Source organism: Shewanella decolorationis S12, from assembly GCF_000485795.1.
In the GTDB taxonomy this organism is placed as follows: Bacteria; Pseudomonadota; Gammaproteobacteria; order Enterobacterales; family Shewanellaceae; genus Shewanella; species Shewanella decolorationis.
This window is the reverse complement of record NZ_AXZL01000043.1, coordinates 47,052-72,968: the sequence shown is the minus strand read 5'-3', so window position 1 is coordinate 72,968 and position 25,917 is coordinate 47,052. Positions and strand designations below refer to the sequence as shown.

Here is a 25,917-nt window from a genome sequence, read left to right as displayed (position 1 = left end):
AGAATGTGTACTGGCGAAGGTCTTATTTTCAAAGAGACTTTTATGCAGACATGACCCGCCCTTAGCGAACGAGCTAATATTTTTATTACCTACTCATCAAGCTGTTATCGAGTCCTCATTCTGTTTGGTTAACCCGTTATCCTTATACTTCTCGCCTTAGGCGATGATGTTAGCGTCTGTCGGCCGATGACGCACATGAACGCCCATAAAATGCATCGCGAGATGGCAACAAGGGCAATAGCGCACGGCTAAGGCACGTTTGACCTCTGGTAATACGGGGAAAGCGGCTCCTGCGACAGCTAACATCAGTTGGATTTGTGAAGAAAAAGAAGCCAGCCATGTGGCCATACCGATTGGTGAAGTATTAAAGGCCATTATTGATAAAAGCTGCGACGGGTTACTTTGCCCTTATGTGGTTCATCGCCGACCTGACAAATTCAATAAACAAAGTGTGGCCACTGACCATCGCTATCAGCTTGATCCTAATTACCTTAGCAGAGCCTTTTCGGCGTTAAGGGATGAGTTAGGTCTGTGCGACCATTTAGAAATGAGCCAGCGCCCAACCTTCCACGAGATCCGCGCGCTATCTGCCAGATTGTTTTCTGATATGGGTGTTGACCCTCAAGGTCGGATGGCTCACACCGATGCCAAGTCCACCAAAATCTATGTGCGGGATCACCTGCAATGGACCGAAGTACCACACGCTGAGATTAAATTCAGCCATTAATAAAACTAAGGCAAAGTACTAATTGGAAGAAGGATTTTTGAAATCCGTTAGTCCCCCATTAGTCCCCCGTTAGTCCACCCTTGCATAAACAAGCAGACACAAAAAAGCCCGCAACTGATTAAGATTGCAGGCTTTATTGTTTATGAATTTGGTCGGTATGAGAGGATTCGAACCTCCGACCCCTGACACCCCATGACAGTGCGCTACCGGGCTGCGCTACATACCGAAATTGTCAGTGTTTAATCGATTATTAAGTTAAACATTAAACACTTATTACTTAAAGTGCGATTAACTGGGGTTCACCTTAAGTGACGCAGACTTTAGCAATTGCCTCGCCTCTGTGCAAGTGCTTAGTGAACTGAGTTTGACTAACTGCTTAGTTTCTGGCCTGAATGACTCTATTTTCAAAATTTTATGCCCTTTCATTGGGCTTTGTTCGGCATATGACGTGCGTAATATTGGTCAATGCGCGTCAAAATGTAGGGGAAAAACGGATTCCATTTTTGGCGTAACATTTCGGATGCTGGAACACTATAAACACCACGTTCGCCACGGGATGCGGCGGCGCCTATCTGAATTCTCGTTGACTTCTCATTACTTATATTGCCATAAAGACCATCATCTTCAGCAAATGGCACTGCCACATGGGATAAGGAATACACTCCCTGTGGCCAATGCAGAGATAAGCTCTCGACCTCGGTAATGCTCTTTTTGCGAGGCATAAGCCCAAACTCACGCGCTTGAACTTGAGTTGTTTCGCTGTTGATATTTTCGATCAGCGTCCCACGGTAATGAATATTATCGCTAGATGTCGGTAGTAAAGCTGGCAGCGGATCATCTGCCATCAATTTACTGTTGATCACAGTGCGGTTCATATCAAACAACACTAACTCATGGCCGTTTTCAGGCAGCACTTGGTAAAGCAGGTTCACTACCGCGGCACTTGATACCGTTGCATCAGCCACGGACTGAAAGCTCAAAATCGATGGGATTTGTTCACGCTGTGAAGGCGTTAACCCACTCAATAAGCTATGATTGCGCAGCGCTAATTGGTAGACAACATCGCCCGCGTTTACCGCAAAAGAAGTGTATTTAAAGGGATCGTATTCCATCTGAATACTGTTCCACTGCAACTTATCTAAATCGAGTAAACGGCCAATCCAACTCTGCCAACGGGCCGCTGCAGCAATTGGGGCAAGTCCAATAGCGGGCGACATAAAAATCATTCCCGCATAATCGGGAGCTTTTTCCTGATTGATTAACTCAAGCTCATGGTTAAGCGCGATTGCAGCACCCGTTGAAAAACCAATCACAAACAGCGGTTTACCTTTTAGCTCTTGTTTCATATGCGCCGTGGCTAAATTCACTGCGGCGGCTAAGTCCTGCCAATAGAGGCTAGTGAGACCGCTAGGGATAGTGCCATGTCCAGGCAGTCTTAAGCCAAGTACATGGGCTTTGCCCTTAAAATGTGCCGCCACATTAGACATGGCATAGGGTGAATCGGACATACCATGGAGCAGCAATACACCATAGGGCGCATTGGCCTTGGGCCACTCGAAGGTGCGGTTCCAGTTATGGGGCCAACGGGCGGGATCCGACAAACTGTGCTTCACATAGCGATTAACAGGTGATGCATCTGTTACTGATACTTTATTGAGGACTTTCTCATCGACTTCGGCAAATAACTTATCTTCTAAGGCAATGTAATCACTAAAATTATCTAACTTTGTGTTATAGCGAAATTCGTTTTTAAGTTCAGTGGTGTGCCAAAGGGAGAGATCGGGCCTGGCATTAAGAAAATGTATGCCGGTTACCAACAGGGCAACGGCAACCCCCAAACAGGCATAACATGCCGCGAAAAATAAGTGCTTGGTTGAGCCTATGATGATGGCTTTCATTCTCGTCCCTTGGATCCCGTAAAATGCACAAGCAGATTATAAGGTTAGGTAAAAACAAACCTCAATCTTCATATTTATTATTGTTTGATGGCATTTTAATTGTCGCGATTAACTTTACTTAGGTTAAGATCCGCGTCACTTTTATTCGATATTCACACATTCTACTTATTATGCAGATTGGCCCAGCGGCTGCGCCCTATGCGTTTTATCTCCCCAATCCCCCACTTATACCTGCATATTGGCATTGGGAGCAGGACAGCGCGATAGCAGAACTCATCGCTTTAAACGGTAACCACTGGCGTAAGATCTTCACCATTATGGCCAAAATTTGCGCCCCCAGTGAAGATTGGCGCAATTATCGCGACAACTTATTGCTGACGGAGCAAATGTTGCTGATAGGCGCTAGAGCCCTCTCACCATATGCCAATATTCATATTGTCTGTGGGCAAACCTCGGCCACGGCATTAGGGATTGCAGCCAATAGCAACATCGCCACAGGCCCTCAGCAAAGCGCCAATAAGCAAACAGCCGACCAACAAACAGTGCTGCAATTGATGCAAGCCTCCCAAGGTAAACTGCAAGACATCACGACAATAATGCAGACTCAATCTTCACACTCGATATCAGTGTTACTCACGCCCTACTTGGATTACCGCCAATACTCTAATGCCCTGATTGCACTTACACGCTCGCATCTACAGAACGTATCTGCTTGATAAAATTCTATAAAAAAGCACCCGGATAGGCCGAGTGCTTTAAAAGAAAACCTAGATAGCATTGCCTATGCCACAAGGTTAGTGATAAAAAATCAGTCGTAGATGGTTGGAATCGGCTGGCGCTTATGTTGAGTGGCCTTGTAGATATTGATCAGCTTTTCTTCCACGGCCTTATCGACGGTTTTCCCTTCGAGGAAATCATCGATTTGCTCGTAGGTCAGCCCGAGCGCGACTTCATCTTCGAGTAGCGGTTTATTATCTTCTAAATCCGCCGTAGGCGCCTTGTAAACTAATGACTCAGGTGCACCAAGATAGGCCGCTAATTGGCGCACTTGGCGTTTATTGAGACCAAATAGAGGCGCGAGATCGCAGGCGCCATCACCCCATTTGGTATAAAAACCAGTGATGTTTTCGGCGCTATGGTCGGTTCCCACCACTAAGCCGCCGACTAACCCTGCTAATTCATACTGGGCAATCATGCGCATCCGCGCTTTGACATTGCCCTTCACAAAATCGACTTTCGACGCATCTGGCATACTCAGTCCCGCATCAGCAAACGCGGTTAAGGTGGCTTGGTGCACACCATCAACACCTTGATGCACATTTACTGTGACTAATTTTGATGGCTGAATAAATTGGCACGCTTGCTGAGCTTCGTGCTCATCCTTTTGGATCTGATAAGGTAAGCGCACCGCAATAAACTGATAACCGCCGTCAGGATGTTCACTATTAAGGCTATCAACGGCCAATTGGCATAAACGCCCCGCCGTTGAAGAATCCACACCACCGCTGATCCCTAATACCAACGCCTTGCTGCGGGCCTCTTTGAGCTTAGTTTTAATAAACGCCACACGGCGCTGCACTTCAAACTCAGGCTCAATCGCCTTGAGTACCTTCATTTCTCTTAAGATCTGCGCTTTCACCGAAAATTCCACCTTAAATATTCGCTGTTATTGGGAGCGGTAAACCGCCTAACGTTATCATTTATTTGCGCCTAAAAACAACAAGGGCAATAACGGTTTGCCGTTATTGCCCTGATTGACTCAAACCAGTGCTGGTTTATCTTTCCCAGTAGGATTCTTCTAAGCTGTCTTCACGCTCAGGTAAACCGCGGGAGAGACGCGGACTGTGCTGCGCCAACACCTCGTAAGCCACGCGGTTAGCGTACTTACAAATTTGTGAGAATGACGAATAACACAGGCCATCACGCTTATGCTTGCTTGAGCCTGGCACATTGGTCTTGTGGAAGGTATTGGCCGCCAAGTCATGCAATAACGCCGACAACGCACCATCGCCCGCACCATTGGTGTTGCCGATTTTCTCAGGGCCGCCCATGTAAGGGGAAATATGGGCATAGACTTTAATCGGGTTTTCGCAATCACGCTTAAGCTTGGGACGCGAGAACTCATAACGGTTAAATTCGGGGATAGCACCGGGCAGCAGTGTATGGCTAGTCTCACGCTTTTCAGCATCATCGGTATAACCTGCGGTGTAAAGCCCGATGGGACCTGCGGTGGTTAACACCATATCACACCACTCGAGGGCTTTTTCGCTGGCAAGCAGTGGATCGCGAAATCCGGTTAAGGCCTCACCTTCATCTTCGTTCATCGCCAAAATGGTCACATGCTCTTGGATAAAGTTTTGCCACCAAACGGGATCTTCTTCGATTAAGAAGCGTGTGCCTAAGGTCAATACCACGGGAACTTCGGCCGCTTTAGCGTATTCAATCGCGCACATGGCCGCATCGGTGATCCTGTCGCCGCCGCTGGCGCGCATTAAATAGGCGGTTAATACCAAGGCAGAGCTGCCCTGCACTACGTCTTTATCAATATATTCAGGAGTTAACTTATCCATCGCCCCTTTGCTGATCGCAAAGGTACGCTCACCACAATCCGAAATCAGAGTAAAACAACGGCCAATAGGACCATCGACGGGTTGCAGGAAGTTAAGGTCAACCTTTGAGGAGGTGTTACAAAGATAACGGTAAGCATAACTGCCGACTTCGATATTTTGGCTCATCACTCCAAATAATACTGAGCGGTCATCGGCCAAAATAGAATAATTGTGCACTGTGTTACCAATAGTGCCGCCCGCAAACTCATCGCTGATTAAATCGTTTTGTTTCAGCTCGGTATACAGGGCGTGCGCTTGCTCATCATTGATAAGCGTCGAATTACCCTTGGGTAAACCATAACGCCCGAGCAACTCATCCTCTACCTTGGCTTCGATATCCACTAAGGTTTGATCGATACCGCTGATATAAGTCGCAAAAGGTTGAGGTTGCTGGGTTAATTGCTCAAGCAGTGGGTCACGGGTTTTGACCGGAAAATAATGTTTCGATTTGCGCTGACCGGGAAACTTCATAGTGGCTCTCTTTTCCTGGCATCCATGCTAATGGGCATTACAATGAGCCTACGCTCACCGTGTCCTAAAATAATGAGTCTAGGCTAGAGAGATAAAAAATCCACTCCCGAGCCACAAGGGGCGCAGATTCTACCATAAAATCAGCATGAAACTAGGCCGTGTTTCGGTTTCAACGGGAGAAATTTACCGTCACTCTGCGCGTATCCATGGTTGGGCTTGTTCTTGCACCAGTTGCCTGAGCAGCTCGATATGGAGCTCATCATCATTTAAACAGGGAATAAAATGATACGCTTCGCCGCCCGCATGCAGGAAAGTCTCTTTACCGCCAATGGAAATCTCTTCTAAGGTTTCAAGGCAATCGGTGGCAAAGGCTGGGCAAATCACATCGACACTTTTTACGCCTTGACGGGGTAAATCGGCCAGCAGCTCATCGGCATAGGGGGTTAACCACTCTTCTTTACCGAAGCGGGATTGGAAACACACCTGCCATTGTCCTTCGGTTAACTCCAGCGCCTGCGCCAGTAACTTGGCCGTCGCGCGGCACTGCTCAGGATAGGGATCGCCTTCAGTGGCATACCGCAGCGGAATACCGTGGAAGGATAGAATTAACTTGTCGGCCTGCCCATGGGTTTTCCAATGGCGTTTCACCGAATGCGCTAAGGCCGCGATATAGGCTTCATGGTCAAAATACTGTTTGCTAAAACGCAGCTCAGGAATGTCACGCACTTGGGTAAAATACTGCGCCACCGCATCGAACACACTGGCGACGGTTGAGCAGGAATACTGCGGATACAGCGGCAGCACCACGATACGTTCGGCGCCTTGAGCCTTGAGTTTGGCAAAGCCGCTCTCAATCGAAGGATTGCCATAGCTCATGCCCAGTTCCACCGGAATGGTTTGATTAAAGGTCGCGCTCAGATCCGTGGCTAATTTTTGTGCCTGCTGCTCGCTTATCACCATTAGCGGCGAGCCCTGCTCCGTCCACACGCTCTGATAAAGTTTGGCCACCTTGGCGGGTCGGGTGTTAAGGATTATCCCCTGCAAAATCGGCTGCCACAGCCAAGGGGACAAATCGACGACCCGAGGATCACTTAAAAACTGTTTGAGGAATCGCTTAACCGCTTTGGGAGTAGGTTCATCGGGCGTGCCGAGATTGACCAATAACACGCCAAACGCAGGAGAGGGAGAAGTCAATGTGTTACCTTTTATCAGCCAAATACCTCGGCAGGCTAACATTCGGTCGCTAATAAAAAAAGCCTGCAATAGCAGGCTTTTTCCTAATATGAGAACTTGTTCTCGAATTTAGCGAATGATGCTTATTTCAGCACGCTGGCTAACTGTGCACTCACAGCCGCAACCGACTGAGTACCATCGAATTTATGGTATTGAGTGTTACCCGCCGCAGCCACTTTGCCATAGTATTCAACCAATGGCTTAGTTTGCTCGTGGTAAATGCCTAAACGCTTACGCACTGTGGCTTCTTCGTCATCTGGACGAATTGCTAAGTCTTCGCCAGTCACATCGTCCTTGCCTTCCACTTTAGGTGGATTGAATACCACGTGGTAAACACGGCCAGAACCTGGGTGAACGCGACGACCGCTCATGCGCTTAACGATTTCTTCGTCTGGCACATCGATTTCGATAACGTGATCAATGCTGATACCGTTTGCCGCCATCGCATCCGCTTGTGGGATAGTGCGTGGGAAACCGTCCAACAGAAAACCTTTAGCACAGTCGTCCTGTGCGATACGCTCTTTAACCAGTCCAATGATCAGATCATCAGAAACCAGTTGGCCTGCATCCATCACTTTCTTCGCTTCTAAACCCAGCGGAGTACCGGCTTTAACGGCAGCACGTAACATGTCGCCAGTAGAAATTTGTGGGATACCATACTGTTCCATAATGAACTGGGCCTGGGTACCTTTACCGGCACCTGGGGCGCCCAATAGGATAATGCGCATCTCAAGAGTCCTCTTTTTCGCATTGATATTCTTCTTAGGGCGGCGATCTTCGCACATCTGGCCGCCATTGAGAAGGCTTTTAGCTTCGACTTTAGCCTCAGAAACCGTAAATAAATCGCAGTTTTGCAGCCAATTTAATCTTTAATAAAGCAAGGTATAGAGCTTACGGCGGTACTGATTCGCCAGACTATTGCCTTGCCCAAGCGCTGTTAAAATTTCCATAAAGACTTGTTTTACCTTGCCATTTTCAGCAGTTAAATCCTTAGATAACACACTGTATAAATGCGCGAGCGCTTCTTCGTCTCGGTGGGCCGAATGCAGGGCCTTACAAAGTTCGAGTAATAACACTAAATCCTGCGGATTATGCTCGAACTTCTGCTGCAAATCACGAATTTCTGGCGTGTCCGCCGCATCCAAGGCAAGGGTTAATTTTGCCTTTAAGCTTTGGTAATAACCGTCTTGGTCGGCAAGACCAATCTGTTCGAGTAAAGTTTGCGCTTGGGCGAGTTCACCCTGCATCAAATACACATCGGCGAGCACCAAACTCACCTCAGCCGCCTGATGTGAGGCGCTATAGGCGTCTTTCAGTAACACAGCCGCAGTAGTTAAATCCTCCACCGATACTTGGGTTAAGGCTAACAGGGCTTTGGCTTGCTCAAGCTGCAATTGCCATAAGGGTGGTAAGTGTTTCTCCAGCATAGCGCTCACCTGCGCCGCCTCCTGCATGCCCGCAAAGCCATCGATTGGCTGGCCCTTATCCAGTACTAAGGTAGTCGGCAGTGCTTGAATGCGGAAATAGTTCGCGATTTCCAGCTCAGTTTCGCAGTTCACTTTCGCCAGCACAAAACGGCCAGCATGCTGCGCGGCAAGTTGCTCGAGTGTTTGCACCATGGCAACACTCTGCGGCTGTGGCTGGGCCCAAAACACCATCACCACCAGTTGCTGCATCGAAGCATCAACCACTTGCTGAATATTGTCTTTCGTTAGATCGAGGATATTATCCATGGTTTTCCTTACTCCCAAACTGGCACTTCTACTAGGAAATGCCCGAGGGTAATGCGACTCTTGGTGCCTAAAAGTGAATCGGGGCACTTGTGTCTCGACTCAAGTGCCCCGAATGTGTTACTTCAGACTTGCCAATAACATTTGGTTCATCAGCTTAATAAAGGCCGATGGATCCGCTAGGCTGCCCTTCTCCGACAATTGCGCCTGTTGCAATAACAGATTCGACCAATCGGCAAAGGCGGCTTCATCTTGAAGATCGTTTAAGCGCGACACTAATGGATGCGCAGGGTTTACTTCAAACGTCGGCTTGACCTCTGGCACTGGCTGACCAGCAGCCTGCATCAGTTTGATCATTTGCGTTGACATTTCACCTTCACCCGTCACCACACAGGCTGGGGTATCGGTTAAGCGCGAGGTGACTTTAACATCGGCCACGCTTGCACCTAATGCCGCTTTGATGCGCTCAATCAGTGGTGCAGACTCTTCGGCGAGTTTCTCCTGCGCTTCCTTCTCAGCCGCATCTTCCAGCTCACCTAATTCCAGCTCGCCACGGGTGACTGAGTGCAATTGTTTTTCTTTGTACTCAGTTAAGTGGTTGATTAACCACTCATCGATACGTTCTGACATCAGCAACACTTCGATGCCTTTCTTACGCAGCAGTTCTAAGTGTGGGCTGTTGGCGGCCGCTTCGTGGCTGTCGGCAACGATATAGTAAATCTTGGTTTGGCCTTCCTTCATGCGGCTAATGTAATCATCGAGTGACACAGTCGGTGCCGCGCTGCCCGTATGGGTAGACGCAAAACGCAGTAAGCCAGCAATACGCTCACGGTTTGCAAAGTCTTCCGCTGGACCTTCCTTCAACACTTGACCAAATTCGGCCCAGAATTTTTGGTATTTTTCCGCATCGTCTTTTGCCAGTTTTTCCAACATACCCAGCACACGCTTAGTGATACCGGTGCGCATTGCTTTGGTGATGTGGTTGTCCTGTAAAATCTCGCGGGACACGTTCAGCGGCAGATCGTTTGAATCAATCAAACCCTGCACAAAGCGCAGGTAAGATGGCATAAACTGCTCGGCGTCATCCATGATAAACACGCGCTGAACAAAGAGTTTCAGGCCATGCTTACGGTCGCGGTTCCACAGATCCCATGGCGCTTTTGAAGGGATATACAACAGGTTAGTGTATTCCTGTTTACCTTCAACGCGGTTATGGCTCCACAGCAGTGCGTCTGTGTAGTCGTGGGAAATATGCTTATAAAATTCTTGGTATTCTTCGTCAGTGATCTCAGACTTGTTGCGCATCCACAGCGCTGTCGCCTTGTTCATGACCTTCCAGTAACCCTCGGTTGCAGGGATTTTTTCACCGTCTGGGCCATCGCGCTCAGGGGTGCCTTCCTGCCACATTTCTACTGGGATTGAAATATGGTCTGAGTATTTAGTGATGATGGAGCGCAGGCGCCAATCGTCAGCAAATTCTTTTTCGTCATCACGTAGGTGCAGGGTGATTTCAGTACCACGGCTGGCCTTGGTGATCGTTTCAACGGTGAAGCTGCCCTCACCTTCTGATTCCCACAATACAGCTTCATCGGCCTTATGACCGGCAGCACGGGTGCGTACTGTCACTTTTTTCGCCACGATAAAGGCTGAATAGAAGCCCACACCGAACTGACCGATTAATTGCGAATCCTTTGAGGCTTCGCCAGAGAGATTTTTAAAGAATTCAGCGGTGCCCGATTTGGCGATCGTGCCTAAATGCTCAATCACGCCATCACGGGTCATACCCACGCCATTGTCTTCGATGGTCACAGTGCCTTTTTCTTTGTCTGCGCTGATACGCACACGTAGCTCACCGTCACCTTCGTATAGCGCGTCGTTGGTCAACGCAAGGTAACGCAGCTTATCGGCCGCATCCGCAGCGTTGGAGACCAGTTCACGCAAGAAAATTTCTTTGTTGGAGTACAAAGAATGGATCATCAAATGCAACAGCTGTTTGACTTCAGTTTGAAAACCATGAGTTTCTTGTTGTGACATGAAATTTTCCTTATTTGTTACGCAATTTGGTTAAAGCAAACGCTTAGTGATTAATAAAATGGGGCTGTAAATCCACTTTTCAAGGGGGGAGATAAAATCACAGATCAAATGGCGAAAAATAAGGCAACTTGAAGCGAAAACACGGCCCATGGCCCAGATATTTGGTGAGGAGTCAGTCACAAACGAGGGAGGCTAACGCGGCAAACAAGAGCACTAAGCGCATCTGCTTAATACTCTTTAATCACATCATCCTGCGCCCATAAAATAAAAACCCGCAAGCACTGGGCTGGCGGGTTTTATCTTGAGTCCATCGCAGGCTACAGCGGGATACGCCCATTGAAGGACAGCGCTAAGGTGGTGCTGTCAACATATTCCAGCTCGCCCCCCACGGGAACGCCGTGGGCGATACGGCTGATCACCACTTTGTGGCGCCTTGCCATATCGGCAATAAAGTGGGCGGTGGCCTCACCTTCTACCGTGGGATTGGTCGCTAAAATCAGCTCAGCAACATCGCCCGAGGCTAAGTGACGCTCTAATAGCGCCAAGCCTAACTCCTCAGGCCCCACCCCATCGAGTGGTGATAAATGGCCCAGCAATACAAAGTAGCGACCGGTAAAATGTCCACCCGCTTCAATGGCTAACACATCGGCCGGCGTTTCGACCACGCAAATCGTCGACGAGGAGCCGCGCTTATGGCTAGCACAAATCGGACAGAGGCTTTCTTCAGTGTAGGTTCGGCAAGACTGACAATGACCGATATCGCTCATGGCACTCGACAGCGCCGAGGCTAATTTAAGCCCAGCTTTTCTATCGCGCTCAAGCAATTGAAACGCCATACGTTGAGCCGATTTCGGCCCAACCCCTGGCAAACAGCGCAGGGACTGAATTAACTCGTCAAGCAGGGGGCTAAATTTCATTGTCTATCTCAATTAAAATGGCATTTTCATGCCTGGTGGTAATTGCATACCGCCAGTCACTTCGGCCATTTTAGCTTTTTGGTTTTCTTCGATACGACGCGCTGCATCGTTACACGCTGCGGCAATCAAATCTTCCAGCATCTCTCTATCGTCTTCCATCAAGCTTGGATCGATTTCGACTTTACGTACTGTGTGTGAGCCAGTCATGGTCACTTTAACCAAGCCAGCACCTGATTCACCGACCATTTCCATGCGGGCAATTTCTTCCTGCATTTTTGCCATTCTTTCTTGCATCATCTGGGCTTGTTTCATCAGATTGCCCATACCGCCTTTTCCAAACATAGTCATTTCTCTTCTATTAGGGTTAGTCGCAAGCTTTTAAGCTGGCTAATCTTACTGAAATAAATGGGATTGGCAATCAATGCCGATATCCCATCGCTCAACTTATGATCTTGATAGCGAGTTTTTAACAAACTCTGCCACTCCACGCAGCATATGCACAGAGGAAATATTACTCGGGCTCAGGTAGTGCGGGAATGAGTCCACTACGCTGGGCTAACAACTCTGGCGGATAAAGTAAACTATCCAGATCCAGCTCGGCGCCAAAACGGTTAATCAGCCATTGCACATTATCGTCCATCATTAGCGATTGGCGTGCCTGCTGCAGTAACTCTTGGTGAAAACGTTTGCGCATCTCTAAGGGGGTTTCCCGCGAAGGATCGCTTCCTATGACCACCTCAACCTGTCTTGGGTTCCCCAATGCGGCTGTCAATGCCTGCTCAAGCTGCTCAATCGCCACGGGCGCCGCTAAATGTTTCTGGTCAGGTTTTAGCAGCAACGGCAAAGGGTTAGCCTGCACCTGACAAATCGAGTTTACCGCTAACTGACGCACACGGCCGCCAATCTCTAGGCTCGCCATGAGCTTATACCAGTGCAAGTCTAAGGGATGACCGGTAATCGATTGCGCCAGCGCTAATGCGGTGGATGACGTTGGTTGTACTGTCTCATTTGGCTGTGACTGCACCGAATCTTGTAGCTGAGCCGGTTGCCGTATTTGTTGCTGCGTTAGTTGTGGTGTAAGTGCCTGCGGCGCCGTATTCTTCTCAGGGCTTTGCGCAGCTGGCTCGCTCTTTTGTACAGGCTCTTGTTCTTGCACTTGCTCAACCTGTGTCGCTTCGCTATTCGTTGGTGATATTTGAGCGGCGACGTTCGCAGCGCCTAACTCATCAACAACTGTTTGCAGCACAACAGCGGTTTCACGCTGTAGGTTAGCAGTTGCAGCCGATGCGTTGGCATCATCCATCCCTGCGATGGGCGCCTCTTCCCATGGTGGGCGATCGTTCGGATCTAGCTGCTGAGTTAGCGTGACATTTGATTGTGACTCAAGATGGAGCTCGGCCTCGAAATCATCGTCAAAGGGCAGCTCAAAGTCGTTATCGGACGTGTTACTAACCACTTGATGCTCGGTAGATGCATCAACTGAAGGCGTTTTATGCGATGGCGAGTGAGAGACTGGCGCGGTATGCGCACTCTGGCTCGGAGTTTTAAGCTTAACTTCCGCTGCCGACTTTTTTCCATCACCTTCCTTGGTGCTGAGCGCATCAAGATCGGATAACAAGGAGTCACGCGCCGCTAATACCGCCGATAAAATATCGTCATCCTCAAGGGACACTGTAGTAGTTGAAGCTAAAGATGTTGAAGCCAGAGAAGCTGTTGAAGCTGAGCTTTCGCCAATGGACTGAGCACTGTCGCGATTAAGCGAACTATCTTCCATTCCGGAAAATCCGCCCTGCTCCTCAGCCATAAATTGTGAATAATCATCCTGATAGGCATCGAGTGGCGCGGCGGCATAATCGTATTGTCCGTAATCTTCAGCGGAATATTCGTCTGGCGCTAGCGCACCTGTACTCTCATTAACACCCGCTTGAGCATATTCCTCTGCGGATAAGTCAACTACTGTTAATGCCGAGGGAGAAGAATTAAGGCTCTCGGAATCCACCATCACAGCTTGATTATGCTCAGTATCAAGATTCGATGCCGGCATAGAAACTGAGCTCGACTCAGCGCTTAAGTCAGGGCTTGCGTCAGTTTTTGAGTTAGGGCTTGATTCTGAAATTAAGACGGCCTCAGTACTCGATACCACACTTGCACCAAAGCCTTGGCTTTGAGCTTGGCTTAAGATCACTTGCTGCTCGGCAATTAATGCGGCATTCAGTTCAGCCCCATCATCAATCGCATCATCGACAGCTAACATATCCTCAGCAGATAAGGCTTGTTGCACAGCTGTAGCGTTCTCACTCTTAGCCATAGGCTCAGTCGTTGCTACTTGTGGCAGAGCCTGTGAGTCACACTCAGCGGTTAGTGGAGTTTTTTTTTCAGCCACAGCCTGATTAACGGTCTGTTCTACCGCTGCCATATTGGATACGGGCATAGCCGACGTTGGCTGCTGAGCAGGCAAACTCACCTTTGCAGCGTCTTCAACCAGCCAACGTTTTACTGGCTTTTCGGGAACAAATGCCACTGCCCGCAGCAGCGCCATTTCAAGGCCCGATTTAGGATCCGGCGCATGGGGTAAGTCTTTACGGCCAGTCAGTAAAATCTGGTAATACAACTGCACTTGTTCTGGCGCTAATTGCTCGGCAAAGGCCTGAATTTGTGCGCTATAAAGGGATTGTTGCGCGGCGGCTGGCGCAAATTGAGTCAAAGTAATTTGATGCAATAATTCTAGCAAACTGCGCAGCACTTCTTGGGCGTCCGCGCCATAGGCGAGCACCTGTGCGCAGCTTTGCATCAATACGCCGATATCGGCATCGGTTAAGGCTTTAAGTAAGCGCAGCACATGCTGCTCATCAATGCTACCCAACATAGATTGCACTTGATTGAGCATTACCGTGCCGCCACCAAAGGCAATGGCCTGATCGGTCAAACTTAAGGCATCACGCATACTGCCATTGGCCGCTTTGGCGAGCAGGGTTAAGGCTTCGTGCTCAAACGGCAATTGCTCTTGGGTTAAAATATGTTGTAGCTGAGTGCCAATTTCCTGCTGGGTTAAGCTTTTTAAGTTAAATTGCAGACAGCGGGATAATACAGTCACCGGCAGCTTTTGCGGATCGGTCGTCGCCAGCAAAAACTTCACATGCTCTGGCGGTTCTTCGAGAGTTTTTAGCAGCGCATTAAAACTGCTGCGGGAGAGCATGTGCACTTCGTCAATCAGGTAGACCTTAAAACGGCCACGGGTCGGACGATATTGCACATTGTCTAAGAGCTCACGGGTGTCATCGACTTTAGTGCGCGAGGCGGCATCGACTTCGATTAAGTCAACAAAGCGGCCTTGGGCAATTTCGACACAGCTGCCACACACACCACAGGGGGAAGCCGTTACGCCCTTTTCACAGTTGAGGCCTTTAGCGAAGAGGCGCGCCAAACTGGTCTTGCCCACACCGCGTGTACCCGTAAAAAGATAAGCGTGGTGTAAACGTTGTTGCGTTAACGCATTCGTGAGCGCGTGCAACACGTGGCTTTGGCCGACCATCTGTTCGAATGTGGCAGGGCGCCATTTTCTGGCTAACACCTGATATGACATGGAACTCCCCAATGTGCATGACAAGAATGTTGGTACAAAAAAGGGGATCGCGCCCCGAGATAGTTGCAAGATAACATGTCAATTAGCGACATGCCATTAAACTATCCCTAGGCGCCTTTGGCTGAAGAATTATTCGCCTTCAAACTCACAAAGTTTAACCAACTCAAGACCTAAGGCAGTTAAACGGGCTTCGCCACCTAAATCAGGTAATGAAATCACAAAGGCCGCATCTTGTACTTCACCACCCAGTTGGCGGATAAGTTTTACTGTGGCTTCGATAGTGCCACCGGTAGCCAGCAAATCGTCAACCACTAATACTTTGTCATTCGCGGTGATCGCATCGGTATGGATTTCAAGGCTATCGTGGCCATATTCCAGCTCATAGCTTTGGCTAATAGTCGCGCGTGGCAATTTACCAGGTTTACGTACTGGCACAAAACCAATGCCTAATTCCAGTGCTAAAGGCGCACCAAATAAGAAACCACGGGCTTCGGTACCCACAATCTTGGTAAAGCCTTTGTTGCGGTAATGCTCAACTAATAAATCGATAGTCGCTTTATAGGCGGCAGCATTTTCCAGCAGACTGGTCACATCGCGAAATAGAATCCCTTCCTTAGGATAATTAGGAATGGTTTTAATGCTTTGCTTTATCAAGGATAAGGTTTCTGTATTCATAGCCATTTAATTTAACTTAATCGTTTCGCCACGCGTAATTGCTGGCGGTAAAAACAAAACGTCCACAGCGAGTGTGGACGAGCTTTAATCATTCGCACAAAGCTTATGCCGCTTTGGTTTGAGTTGCAATAAGCAGCGTATTCAAGTGACGAATTGGTTACCAATTTGTGCCTTAGATCAAATGTGCTTAGGATTCGATTTCAGGAATGGTTTTAAGATACCAGAGTAATCCGCACGCCATGGTGAGCAGCAGCAACTTCACCCAGATAATCGGGACCACTAGGATACTGATGCTAAAACTGAGTCCCGTAAGTAACATCGCCCTGCGTTTAAGGCCTGGGCGCATTGCCCTATGTTGTTGCCATTGGGTCAGCGCATCGGCAAACCACGGGTGTGTCATCAACCACTGATGTAATCGCTCGCTTGAGCGGGCAAAACAATACGCCGCCAATAGGATAAACGGCACAGTCGGCAGAAGCGGTACTACGATACCCAGCAGTCCAAGGCCCAACGCAAGACAGCCTATCAATAAAAACAAACCGCGTTTCAATATCATAGTTTGTAGATGACCATATAGTTTGTAGATAAGTAAAGTATGTTAATGCGCCAAAACATGAAAACAAAAGCCACTCAAAGAGTGGCCAGTAGTATACTCAATTTGAGATTAAAACCTGCTTAAATTAAGCCTAATTGCTTTAACCAAGTCAGGCTTGCTGGAAGCGTCGGCAACAGTAAGACTAAAATAAAACCAATAAAATACGTAAAGTTAAATGGGTCTTTAAATGGCTGACTGCTCATTACAGCTCCTCAAATGTGTGCAAAGATAAGTGCGCAGGAATCATACAGTGATTAAGATCACAAAACGGGCGCCATTGTAGCGGTTTGTCAAATCAACAAAAACCCTTTTTATGTAAGGTTATTGCATTTATTTTGCTGATTTTAGCAACATACTACTTAAATCCCACGCACGATTCCTTTGACCGCGAGTTGCTCGAGTAACTCAATACAGCCTTGGGTTAAGATTTCCGGTTGCATGTGCGGATAAATCCCTTGCAGCCAGTTCAGTATGTCATCGAGGCGACGCTGCCCTTGTTCTGCCAAATATCCCAGCACTTGCGCACTTAACGGCGTTAATTGCAAAAATCCCACCTCGCCCGCTTCATCCTGATAGAGGCAAAAAAACACTGGCTGCGGCAATGGCTCTTCTGGGCGATAATCTTGGCGGATCTGCTGCACAGGATACTGGTACTGGGCCACACAGGCCGTTGTTGCTAAACATAGATTAAGTTGCAGAATATCCTCTTTGGATAGCAAAACTTGCTCACTCGTTTGCTGCGCTGTTGCCACTCGCAGCTCGAGCCATTCATAGTGCGCCAACTCCAACATAAAGGGTGGATCACTTTCTGCTGGCGAATATTCAAACTGCAGAAACTGTAAAAACTCCCAAGCAATATCAATAAAAATTGGAGACTTACAATCGTGTTGGCTGAAAAAAGCCTGCACTAAGGCTTGCCACTGTGCATCGCTATAGAGACTTTTGAGCACGGGAAAGGCATTGGAGACAAAGCCCATCACATTATTAAAAAATAGCTCTCGATAAACCTGCATACGCTCGAGGGGCACACCGCTTGGCACAGGTTTTTGGGGATCGCGAATATAATCGATAAAGGATTGCTGTACTTGCTTAAAATCCATCAGGCAATCCTCTTATCCAAACGATTTTTAGCCCGTGCTTGATAGGCATGGATTTGGTTAATCTCATCCAATAACTGCACCGTTTCAGGCAAATTAAAGTCACGCTCGAGCAGCGTCGGCAAGACGCCATGCTGGGCATAGCACTTATCCAACAGTGCCCAGACCGGATCGTTGATGTCGCTGCCATGGGTGTCGATCAGCAAGGTTTCTGACTGCTGGTAATGCCCTGCAATATGTAAATAGGCGATGCGCTCCGTTGGCATGGCCTTTAAATAAGCCTCGGCATCGTATTGATGATTTATCGAGTTCACATAGATATTATTCACATCTAACAGCAGCTTACAGTCGGCCTCTTCTAGCACTGCGGTCAAAAACGCCTGCTCACTCATCTGTGCGCTCGGCGCAGCATAAAAGGAAATATTCTCGAGGATCAAAGGCCGCTCTAAAATATCCTCCACCTGTTTGACCCGCGTCGCCACATGCTTAACGGCGTCATCGGTAAAGGGGATGGGCATCAAATCGTATAAATGACCAGCTCCTGAGCAATAACTTAAATGTTCTGAATAAACATCAATTTGGTGCAGATCCATAAACGCCTTCACTTGGCGGACAAACGCCAAATCTAAAGGGGCAGGACTGCCGATAGAGAGTGACAGACCATGACAGAAAAAAGTATGTTGCTCAGTAAGTTGCCTAAATTGCTTGCCGTATTTTCCACCGAGCGTCATCCAGTTTTCAGGGGCGACCTCTAAAAAATCGATAGACTTTGGCAGCGCTTGGCAAAACTCACTGAGCATTTCACGCCGTAAGCCTAATCCAACCAATCCACTCTCTTGCATTGCTTTCACCTTTTACCTAGGGTGTGTTGACCTGTCGATATTACCTTTTCGTTCTGTCAAACTCATACTCGAATGCCGCTAAACAAAGGCCAGCAAAGGCTGGCCAAGTGTCAGAGCAAAAGCTTGATTGCTTCGACTCGCGTTTATTTCACTTCTTTTTTGACCGCTTCTGTCTTGGCATCCACTTTTTCTGCGGTTTTCTTCATATCTGCACCGCATTTAGCTTCACCACATTTACCTTCGTGGGCTTTATCGGCTGCGGCTTTTTTCATATCGGCGCCACACTTAGCTTCACCGCATTTGCCTTCGTGGGCTTTATCTGCGGCTGCTTTCTTCATGTCGGCGCCACATTTGGCTTCACCGCATTTACCTTCTTTGTTTTTTTCGGCTGCGGCTTTTTTCATATCAGCGCCGCATTTAGCTTCGCCACATTTTCCTTCTGAACCGACGATTTGATAACCCGCTTCCATGGTTTCAAATCCGAATGGGTTGGTTTGCGCATTCACGGCGAATGCAGAACCGACCACGACTGTACCTAACGCTACTGCAACGGCTGTATGCTTAACTGACTTCATATGCTTCTTCCTTTTATTTGATGAATGGTGGCCAACAACAGTGTTGTAGCTGGCTTACTGCAAAAGACCCGCCCCATCTCGGTTTCATTTCAAAAAATATCACCAAATCACAGAAATAATCAAAATATGCTGATAGGAAGCAGAATTTAGTCGTAAAAATAACTCAAAACAGTCATCGCCCTTCCCTCGCAATGCTTTGTAACCACAGTCCAATAGGATAGAATGCACGCCCTTTGAAACTGGATATGGGTTTGTTGCAGTGCGCGTAATTTTGGCTCCGATGGAAGGCGTGGTTGACGACTTAATGCGAGATATTTTGTCCTCAATTAACCCCTACGATTTGCTCGTCACCGAATTTGTGCGCGTGGTTGACCAACTCTTACCAGAGAAAGTCTTTCTTAAACTCTGTCCCGAGCTGCTTAATGGTGGCTTTACCCCCTCAGGTACGCCCGTTCGTGTACAGCTTTTAGGGCAAGAACCCAACTGCATGGCCGAAAATGCCATGCGGGCGATTGAGCTAGGCTCCCACGGCGTCGATGCTAACTTTGGTTGCCCTGCCAAGATGGTCAATCGCAGTAATGGCGGCGCTGTACTGTTGCAGTACCCCAATACCATTCACGATATTGTGCGTGCGATGCGCCAAGCGGTGCCCGCCGAACATCCAGTGACGGCGAAAATTCGTTTAGGCTACGAAGACAAATCCCTGTTTATGGAAAATGCGCTAGCCGTGTATGAAGCCGGTGCGACTGAGCTGGCAATCCATGCCCGCAGTAAAGTAGATGGTTACAAACCACCCGCCTACTGGGAATACATCACCGAAGTGCGCGAGCGTTTGCCCATTCCAGTGATTGCCAACGGTGAGATTTGGAACAGCGAGGATGCCAAGCGTTGTATGCAAGTGACAGGCTGCGACAGCATTATGATTGGCCGCGGCGCGATTTCGCTGCCCAATCTTGCCGATACCATTAAGACTGGCGCGGCGCCCTACAGCTGGGCAGATACATTGGGTTTGATGCTGAGTTACACCCAACGTGAACTGAGCGGTCGTAAGAGTGATTATTATCCGGCGCGAATTAAGCAATGGTTTAGTTACTTAAATCGCCAATACCCCGAGGCGGACACCCTGTTTAGGGAGCTGCGCATCTATAAAACCACTGAGGAAATTGTGCGGGTGCTGGAAGAGGCGCAGCAGCGTCTCTGCGAATAACTGTGGATAGCGCATAGGATAATCCCATGAGAAAGTGGTGAATTTTTAGGTAAACCACCACTTAATCCCCATAAATCGCACAGATACTTGATCTTTATCATAGTCGCTGATAGTGGAACTATTAGACTGAATGTCCAGAGTCAGATAAAACAGGCGATTTTACGTGAGCACCACCCATATCAGACAAGAATTGTCAGAGCTTGAAGCTAATCTAAGGAAGGAAATCGGCGCGCTCCCTCAGTTTATTGAAATACTTGGGGCACATCATGCCAGCCTCAGCTTAGGCGAATTGATTGACCGCCTGGCACAAAGTCACCTCGCTGAACATCCGCTATTTTGCCGTTTAAACCGCCTCGATGCCGCCTTTTGTCAACTCGACTTAGGCTTATACGGCCTGTGCTCCGATTGCGAAACCGAAATCGAAGCCGAGCGCTTGACCCAAGATCCCACCGAGCAACGTTGCAGCAGCTGCGCCGAGCATTATCTGCATGAGCATCGCCATGAGCTGCGTCTGAGTCATTAAGCAGCATCGATATATTCTACAAGCAAAAAAACCTCCGCAAGCGGAGGTTTGAGTTATCCAGGGAGAGGGATAACTTAAAACTTCTGATTAATTCTCAGATAATAAGTACGCCCCAACACATCATAGAGGCCAACGTTTACATCACGGTAATCGGCATAGGTGTAATAGTTTGGCGCATCGGCATCAAACAAATTATTCACCCCTACGGTGATTGAACCGTTATAAGCGTGCTGATAGGCAAACTGGATATTGTGTTTAAAGTAATGAGAGTAATCGACGTAACGGTCTGTCTCTTCTAAAGTATTGTAGTAATCAGCAGATTGACTACCTATATACACCACAGTCCATGCTGCTGAAAAATCGTCATATTTCCAGCTAGTTGCCAAGTTTCCACGCCAATCGGGTGAATCGGTTGTACCGGCATAATCAATCATCTCTGCTTCAGCATTATCTTGCTTTTTAAAGTCAAGCACATGGGTCAGATCCAGCTTGAAGTTAAAGTCACCAATTGCAGTTTCGAGATTATAGGCGGTTACAAAATCGATACCTGAGGTTTCAACCGTCGCTAAGTTACGGACGCCTGCTTCAATATATTCGATTTTGCCATCTGCACCGCGATGAACATAGGGTGATGAGCCATTTTTGATTTCATCACGCAGAATATCGTCGACATCTACCGATTCAATCTTATTGTCATAGGTAATTGAAAAGTAGGATAACTCCACATTCCAATCATCAGTGACATTCCAGACACCACCTAACGTGAGTGAATTCCCCTCCTCAGCCTCGAGATTGGGATTACCGCCATACCAGGTTTTGTGCTGGTTATTGGTTGCACAGTAAATAGCATCAACATTACCTGGCTCGTTACACCACAGCGAATCGACTGCTTTTTCAAAACTTAAGGATTGCGAAGAGAACATCTCACTCATATTAGGTGCACGGAAGGAATCACCATAACTGGCCCGCAATAATAGACTGTCAACAGGTCGCCAGCTTAAACCAAACTTAGGAACCACGGCGTCGAAGGTCGAGGAGTTCACCACGGCCCCTTGTGCGCCAGTGAGCGAACCTTCCTGCTCGTAACGCTCATAGCGAACCGCGGCAGAAAACTCGACATTAGCCGGTAATCCAACTTGAAATTCTAAATAAGCTGCACTTCGATCACGGGTTGCATCAACATCATCGCCGCCAGAACCGCCCGAAATAATACCTGAGGCCGATTCAGGATCACTGGTTTGCTTAAACTTGATCATTTCATATTCAAGCCCACCCACCATAGCAACGGAGACATCGCCATTATCGACAAGCAGAGTTGACGCTAATCCATCAAGCTGAGTACTCTCAAATTTACCCTGATACACGCCTGTATGAGCCGCTTTGCGATACAACTCGGTCATTTGTTGATTCCATTGTGCGTAACTCATGCCCGAGGTATTGAAAATATCATACTGCTCAGAATCTATCGCTTGCTGAATGATTTCGTCATTAATTAAGTTGTAATTAAATGAATTTGTCGTCGAACGCGAATGCTGAGCATTTAATTCCCAATCAACACCATTACCTAAGTCAAACGTTCCGAGAAAACCACCTAAAATATCAACATTATTGGTTTCTGTTAAGGTGTCGCGCTCACCAATTTGAGCTGAGCGCATATAAAGCGTCATGTCTTCGCCAATTGGATTATATTTGTTATCCGCACTCATCACGGGATAATTAGTTGACACTGGCGTTCCGGCATATCAAGTTTCAGTTTCAGCCAAAGAGGCAGATGCTCGGCCACGAAATTGAATGCCATCGGAGATCTCATAGGAAAAATTCGACAAAATTGAATTACGTGTTTGGTCACCAAATAATTTGGTCACATTGCCATGGTTATATAAACAGCGGCCAATATTATTACCATCGGTAGTGTCTACGGTATTTTCAGTTTGCTCACAGATTTCTGAATTACTATACCAACCGGATGCCGAACTACCATTAGGCACAGAACTAAAACCACTGTAGGCCGAATAACTCGGATCATCCATCTTCCAAATATCACGGTCCATTACCGCTTTGGTATCATAATATTCATAGGTTAACGTGATATTACCCTTATCTGTGTTATAACCCGTTGCAATCGATAAACGATTTGCATCACCACCATCAACACTCGGTTGTTCTGTGCTGTAATCAAGTTGCAGACCATCAAACTCTTTCTTCGTAATAATATTAATTACACCCGCAACCGCATCAGAACCATAGACAGCAGAAGCGCCATCACGCAGGATCTCAATACGTTCAACGATTGCCATTGGGATAGAAGATGTGTCGGCAACTGAACCAGAACTTGAACTAGTGCCAGGCATACGGCGGCCATCGAGCAGTACCAGTGTCGCCGATGAGCCTAAACCGCGAAGGTTAACATTGCTTGTTGAACTCGCCCCTGAACCATATCCCGAAATACCGCGCCATGAACCAAAACTATTAATAGCCGAATTATTTAATACATCAGCGACAGTTTTTTCGCCCGTCATAGCAATATCAGCGGCATTAATCACAGTCACAGGAGAAACCGTTTCCATATCAACCTGTTTAATACGTGAGCCTGTGACTTCAATACGCTCAACTTTAGTATTATCCTCTGCGGCTATCGTTATTCCTGAAAATAAAACACTAGCAGAACCCATAGTAATTAGACTAGCCCGCACAGCGTTAGCTGCTAACGTTAGGTGATGCATATATCTCTCCTGGAGGGTTAATTTATAAAACCCGACTTGTTGTTATTCTAGTTAAATTGCAAGTTTCCTTGACGTATCAATATTGTTAATTACAGCAAATTGCCGCAATCAAAAATAACAACAAAAGAACAAATTGTTACATAGAGGACAAAACAACAGGAGGGAATATAAGAATTAAAACATAAGCAAACAATGGTTTAGATAAATAAAATACAACCATGTTATTAAGTATGTAAAAGATACAAATAACAGTCACCTGATAATTTTATGTTTACACAAAATAAATAAAAACAAATCAGCAACAATAAGCACTAGATGTATCATCTTGCGAAATTGATTTTGGTATTAACCAATGCAGAGTAAAAATAGTGATGGGTATAAATAATAATGCCACTCAGTTGAGTGGCATTATGGTATTAAATAACTTGCTCAAGAATTACAGCTTACAACCTTCAACACTGCTTGAGTTTTCGTAAACAATGTCGCCAACTGGGTTATAGTCAGCAGCTACGATTGCTTGCTTCTCTTTCAGGAATGAATAGAGTAAGTCCGCATCCACGTAACCCGTTTGGATTGGGCTAGCCAGTTTTGGATAACCGTCGCCACCTGCAGCGTTAAAGCTAGGTACAGTGAATTTATAGCTAGCTGTCGCACTGAACTCTTTGCCATTGATTTCGCTGATATTAGCAGTCTTAGCTGCACAGTCGATGGTCATTTTCACGCCAGTGATCTGGGCATAACCACCCGAACCGATTTGGATACTGCCCACAGCGCCTAAGTAAGCCGCGACTTCAGTACCTGTCATTTCGTTCAGAGTGACCATGTTGCCGAAAGGTTGAACTGTCAGCACATCACGGTAAGTAATGTCGCCCGCTTGGATAGAAGCACGCACACCACCTGAGTTCATCACACCAAAGTCGGCAGACACTTTACCGCTTTGTGCCATGGCTAACATGCGGCCTAAGTTGGTTTGCTTGTTACGTACGTTCGCACGTTCACCATCGAGCAGCGCATCAGTAGTCGCAATCACTTCGTCTAACTTAGCTTGGCCTTTCTCTTGGTAGTAAGACAACAGCTCTTTTAGCTCAGCATCTGGTTCAATCTTAGTGCCAGCCAGCTCAGTGGTTTTCTTGCCAGCTTCGTCCAGTTTACGCATGTTCACTGGGATCAGCTTGTAGCTAGCTAAGTGCAATTCACCGTTGAAGTATTCGAAATCCGCACGGCCAACATACTTACCCCATTCGTGGGCTTGCATGATCCAAGTACCGTTTTGTTGATCTGGGGCGCAATCATCACCAGGTTTGAAGTTGGCATAAGACTTATTGTCGCTACCAGGTTCCATACACACTGGGTTTTGTGAGTGGCCGCCGATAACGACTTGCAGATCACCTTTATTTAACGCACGCGCCATCGCCACATCGCCTGGGGCGTTGCTACCGTTTTGAGCATCGGCATAGTGACCCATGTGAGTCGTTGCGAAGATAATATCAGCGGCTTTTGCGTCTTTAATTTCTTTAATAACTTTCGCCACTTCCACTTTAGGATCGGTGAAAATTAAATCACTAATAAATTCTGGGTTACCAATCTTGGCAGTGTCTTCTGTGGTTAAACCAATTACAGCCACTTTAAGACCGTTAATATCGAACACTTTGTAAGGCTCGAAATAACGCTCACCTTGACCACCCTCAGCGTTTTTACGATAAATGTTCGCCGCCAGCATTGGGAATTCGGCTAAACGACGCTGCATATCTAATACTGATAATGGGTTGTCAAATTCATGGTTACCAACTGCCATTGCGTCGTAACCAATTTTGTTCATACCGGTAAAGTCAGGAATCGCATCCTGTAAATCAGATTCTGGGACACCAGTGTTGATATCACCACCAGACAATAATAATGTTTGACCGCCATTCTTACTGACTTCAGCACGAATTTGATCAATTAACGCTTTACGCGCTGCCATACCATATTCGCCATCACTGTTTTCCCAGAAACGACCATGGTTATCATTGGTGTGTAATACGGTAAAAGTTTTACAAGCACTGCCCGCTTCGGCACAGGTTGTAGGGACTTTATTATCATCATCACTATTACAACCTGCTAACGCTGCCAGCACAGCAGTTGCAATCAATCCTTTAATAAGCTTATTTGTCATTACATCAACCCCTTGATTTTAATTATTTTATCATAGAAAGATTGTGCGAGCACCATCAACTCTCGCGTCACGCATAATACCAAAGAATAAAGATGAATTGTGTCATTTTTATTAATAAACGTGACTTTAATGTGGGATATTTGGCGACTTTTAAGACAGATTTGTTTCAAATAAAAAATAAGCTAAATGGCTGATTTTGACATTTTCTTTTTATAAGTTAATTGTACTAAAAATAAAAATTTAATTCGTTATTTTTAAGCAAGTTAGCACCACCGCACCTGGCTGCCAATTGTTCTAAATAAAAAACACCAGCGGATAAAAAA

At 47.1% G+C, this 25,917-nt stretch carries 21 protein-coding genes, 1 tRNA gene and 2 pseudogenes; 4 read left to right on the top strand and 20 right to left on the bottom strand.

The window, feature by feature from the left end; genetic code table 11:
* Positions 1 to 156: 156 nt before the first annotated feature.
* Positions 157 to 318: pseudogene (locus SHD_RS22230) on the bottom strand (IS91 family transposase); the annotation flags it as partial.
* Between SHD_RS22230 and SHD_RS22225 the strand changes: the two are divergent.
* Positions 260 to 727 (top strand): site-specific integrase, encoded by a 468-nt coding sequence (locus SHD_RS22225; protein ID WP_023265738.1) that lies wholly within the window; start codon positions 260 to 262, stop codon positions 725 to 727. The pseudogene SHD_RS22230 and the gene SHD_RS22225 overlap by 59 nt on opposite strands.
* Positions 728 to 876: 149 nt before the next feature.
* Here SHD_RS22225 and SHD_RS02700 read toward each other — a convergent pair.
* Both SHD_RS02700 and SHD_RS02695 read right to left on the bottom strand, forming a co-directional pair.
* Positions 877 to 953 (bottom strand) — tRNA-Pro (locus SHD_RS02700).
* Positions 954 to 1,149: 196 nt separating this feature from the next.
* A complete protein-coding gene (locus SHD_RS02695; protein ID WP_023265737.1) occupies positions 1,150 to 2,625 on the bottom strand; it encodes an alpha/beta hydrolase in 1,476 nt (491 codons plus the stop codon).
* Positions 2,626 to 2,795: 170 nt separating this feature from the next.
* Here SHD_RS02695 and SHD_RS02690 point away from each other — a divergent pair, with 170 nt between their 5' ends.
* Entirely contained in the window at positions 2,796 to 3,341 is a 546-nt protein-coding gene (locus SHD_RS02690) for a DUF6942 family protein (RefSeq protein WP_023265736.1), read from the top strand.
* Between the two features lie 92 nt (positions 3,342 to 3,433).
* On the opposite strand, the gene nadE is transcribed toward SHD_RS02690, so the two are convergent.
* The 15 genes from nadE to SHD_RS02615 all read right to left on the bottom strand — a co-directional run bounded on the left by nadE (position 3,434) and on the right by SHD_RS02615 (position 18,986).
* Positions 3,434 to 4,264 carry an ammonia-dependent NAD(+) synthetase gene (nadE, locus tag SHD_RS02685; RefSeq protein ID WP_039977265.1) on the bottom strand — a complete coding sequence of 277 codons (831 nt, stop codon included), beginning with the start codon at positions 4,262 to 4,264 and terminating at the stop codon, positions 3,434 to 3,436.
* A 136-nt stretch (positions 4,265 to 4,400) separates the two neighbouring features.
* Positions 4,401 to 5,705 (bottom strand): inosine/guanosine kinase, encoded by a 1,305-nt coding sequence (locus SHD_RS02680; protein WP_023265734.1) that lies wholly within the window; start codon positions 5,703 to 5,705, stop codon positions 4,401 to 4,403.
* Between the two features lie 189 nt (positions 5,706 to 5,894).
* Complete coding sequence (gene hemH, locus SHD_RS02675; protein ID WP_023265733.1) at positions 5,895 to 6,941, bottom strand: ferrochelatase; 1,047 nt, start codon at positions 6,939 to 6,941, stop codon at positions 5,895 to 5,897.
* A gap of 80 nt (positions 6,942 to 7,021) precedes the next feature.
* Entirely contained in the window at positions 7,022 to 7,666 is a 645-nt protein-coding gene (gene adk, locus SHD_RS02670) for an adenylate kinase (RefSeq protein ID WP_039977263.1), read from the bottom strand.
* Between the two features lie 141 nt (positions 7,667 to 7,807).
* On the bottom strand, positions 7,808 to 8,671 hold the full coding sequence (locus SHD_RS02665; protein ID WP_023265731.1) for a tetratricopeptide repeat protein: 864 nt from the start codon (positions 8,669 to 8,671) through the stop codon (positions 7,808 to 7,810).
* A gap of 117 nt (positions 8,672 to 8,788) precedes the next feature.
* Complete coding sequence (gene htpG, locus SHD_RS02660; protein WP_023265730.1) at positions 8,789 to 10,702, bottom strand: molecular chaperone HtpG; 1,914 nt, start codon at positions 10,700 to 10,702, stop codon at positions 8,789 to 8,791.
* A 317-nt stretch (positions 10,703 to 11,019) separates the two neighbouring features.
* Positions 11,020 to 11,619: a recombination mediator RecR gene (gene recR / locus SHD_RS02655; protein ID WP_023265729.1), complete on the bottom strand. Its 600-nt coding sequence runs from the start codon at positions 11,617 to 11,619 to the stop codon at positions 11,020 to 11,022.
* A gap of 12 nt (positions 11,620 to 11,631) precedes the next feature.
* The gene (locus SHD_RS02650; protein WP_023265728.1) at positions 11,632 to 11,961 is read right to left on the bottom strand and encodes a YbaB/EbfC family nucleoid-associated protein; all 330 of its coding nucleotides are present in this window, start codon (positions 11,959 to 11,961) and stop codon (positions 11,632 to 11,634) included.
* Between the two features lie 169 nt (positions 11,962 to 12,130).
* Positions 12,131 to 15,202, bottom strand: a complete 3,072-nt coding sequence (dnaX, locus tag SHD_RS02645) for a DNA polymerase III subunit gamma/tau (RefSeq protein ID WP_023265727.1) — start codon at positions 15,200 to 15,202, stop codon at positions 12,131 to 12,133.
* Between the two features lie 129 nt (positions 15,203 to 15,331).
* The gene (gene apt, locus SHD_RS02640) at positions 15,332 to 15,883 is read right to left on the bottom strand and encodes an adenine phosphoribosyltransferase (protein WP_023265726.1); all 552 of its coding nucleotides are present in this window, start codon (positions 15,881 to 15,883) and stop codon (positions 15,332 to 15,334) included.
* Positions 15,884 to 16,064: 181 nt separating this feature from the next.
* Positions 16,065 to 16,433, bottom strand: a complete 369-nt coding sequence (locus tag SHD_RS02635; protein WP_023265725.1) for a YbaN family protein — start codon at positions 16,431 to 16,433, stop codon at positions 16,065 to 16,067.
* Positions 16,434 to 16,552: 119 nt separating this feature from the next.
* Complete coding sequence (locus SHD_RS22360) at positions 16,553 to 16,675, bottom strand: hypothetical protein (RefSeq protein ID WP_039977258.1); 123 nt, start codon at positions 16,673 to 16,675, stop codon at positions 16,553 to 16,555.
* Positions 16,676 to 16,831: 156 nt separating this feature from the next.
* Positions 16,832 to 17,572 (bottom strand): HvfC family RiPP maturation protein, encoded by a 741-nt coding sequence (locus tag SHD_RS02625; protein WP_023265724.1) that lies wholly within the window; start codon positions 17,570 to 17,572, stop codon positions 16,832 to 16,834.
* The gene (locus SHD_RS02620; protein WP_023265723.1) at positions 17,572 to 18,411 is read right to left on the bottom strand and encodes an HvfB family MNIO-type RiPP peptide maturase; all 840 of its coding nucleotides are present in this window, start codon (positions 18,409 to 18,411) and stop codon (positions 17,572 to 17,574) included. The genes SHD_RS02625 and SHD_RS02620 overlap by 1 nt, the downstream gene beginning before the upstream one ends.
* A 143-nt stretch (positions 18,412 to 18,554) precedes the next feature.
* Complete coding sequence (locus SHD_RS02615; protein ID WP_023265722.1) at positions 18,555 to 18,986, bottom strand: HvfA family oxazolone/thioamide-modified RiPP metallophore; 432 nt, start codon at positions 18,984 to 18,986, stop codon at positions 18,555 to 18,557.
* 259 nt (positions 18,987 to 19,245) lie between these two features.
* On the opposite strand from SHD_RS02615, the gene SHD_RS02610 reads away from it, so the two are divergent.
* Positions 19,246 to 20,193 carry a tRNA-dihydrouridine synthase gene (locus tag SHD_RS02610; protein ID WP_039977257.1) on the top strand — a complete coding sequence of 316 codons (948 nt, stop codon included), beginning with the start codon at positions 19,246 to 19,248 and terminating at the stop codon, positions 20,191 to 20,193.
* Between the two features lie 163 nt (positions 20,194 to 20,356).
* A complete protein-coding gene (locus SHD_RS02605; protein ID WP_023265720.1) occupies positions 20,357 to 20,716 on the top strand; it encodes a TraR/DksA C4-type zinc finger protein in 360 nt (119 codons plus the stop codon).
* Positions 20,717 to 20,790: 74 nt separating this feature from the next.
* On the opposite strand, the pseudogene SHD_RS02600 reads toward SHD_RS02605, so the two are convergent.
* Both SHD_RS02600 and ushA read right to left on the bottom strand, forming a co-directional pair.
* Positions 20,791 to 23,439: pseudogene (locus SHD_RS02600) on the bottom strand (TonB-dependent receptor).
* A 436-nt stretch (positions 23,440 to 23,875) separates the two neighbouring features.
* Positions 23,876 to 25,594 carry a bifunctional UDP-sugar hydrolase/5'-nucleotidase UshA gene (gene ushA / locus SHD_RS02595; RefSeq protein ID WP_023265717.1) on the bottom strand — a complete coding sequence of 573 codons (1,719 nt, stop codon included), beginning with the start codon at positions 25,592 to 25,594 and terminating at the stop codon, positions 23,876 to 23,878.
* Between the last annotated feature and the right edge of the window lie 323 nt (positions 25,595 to 25,917).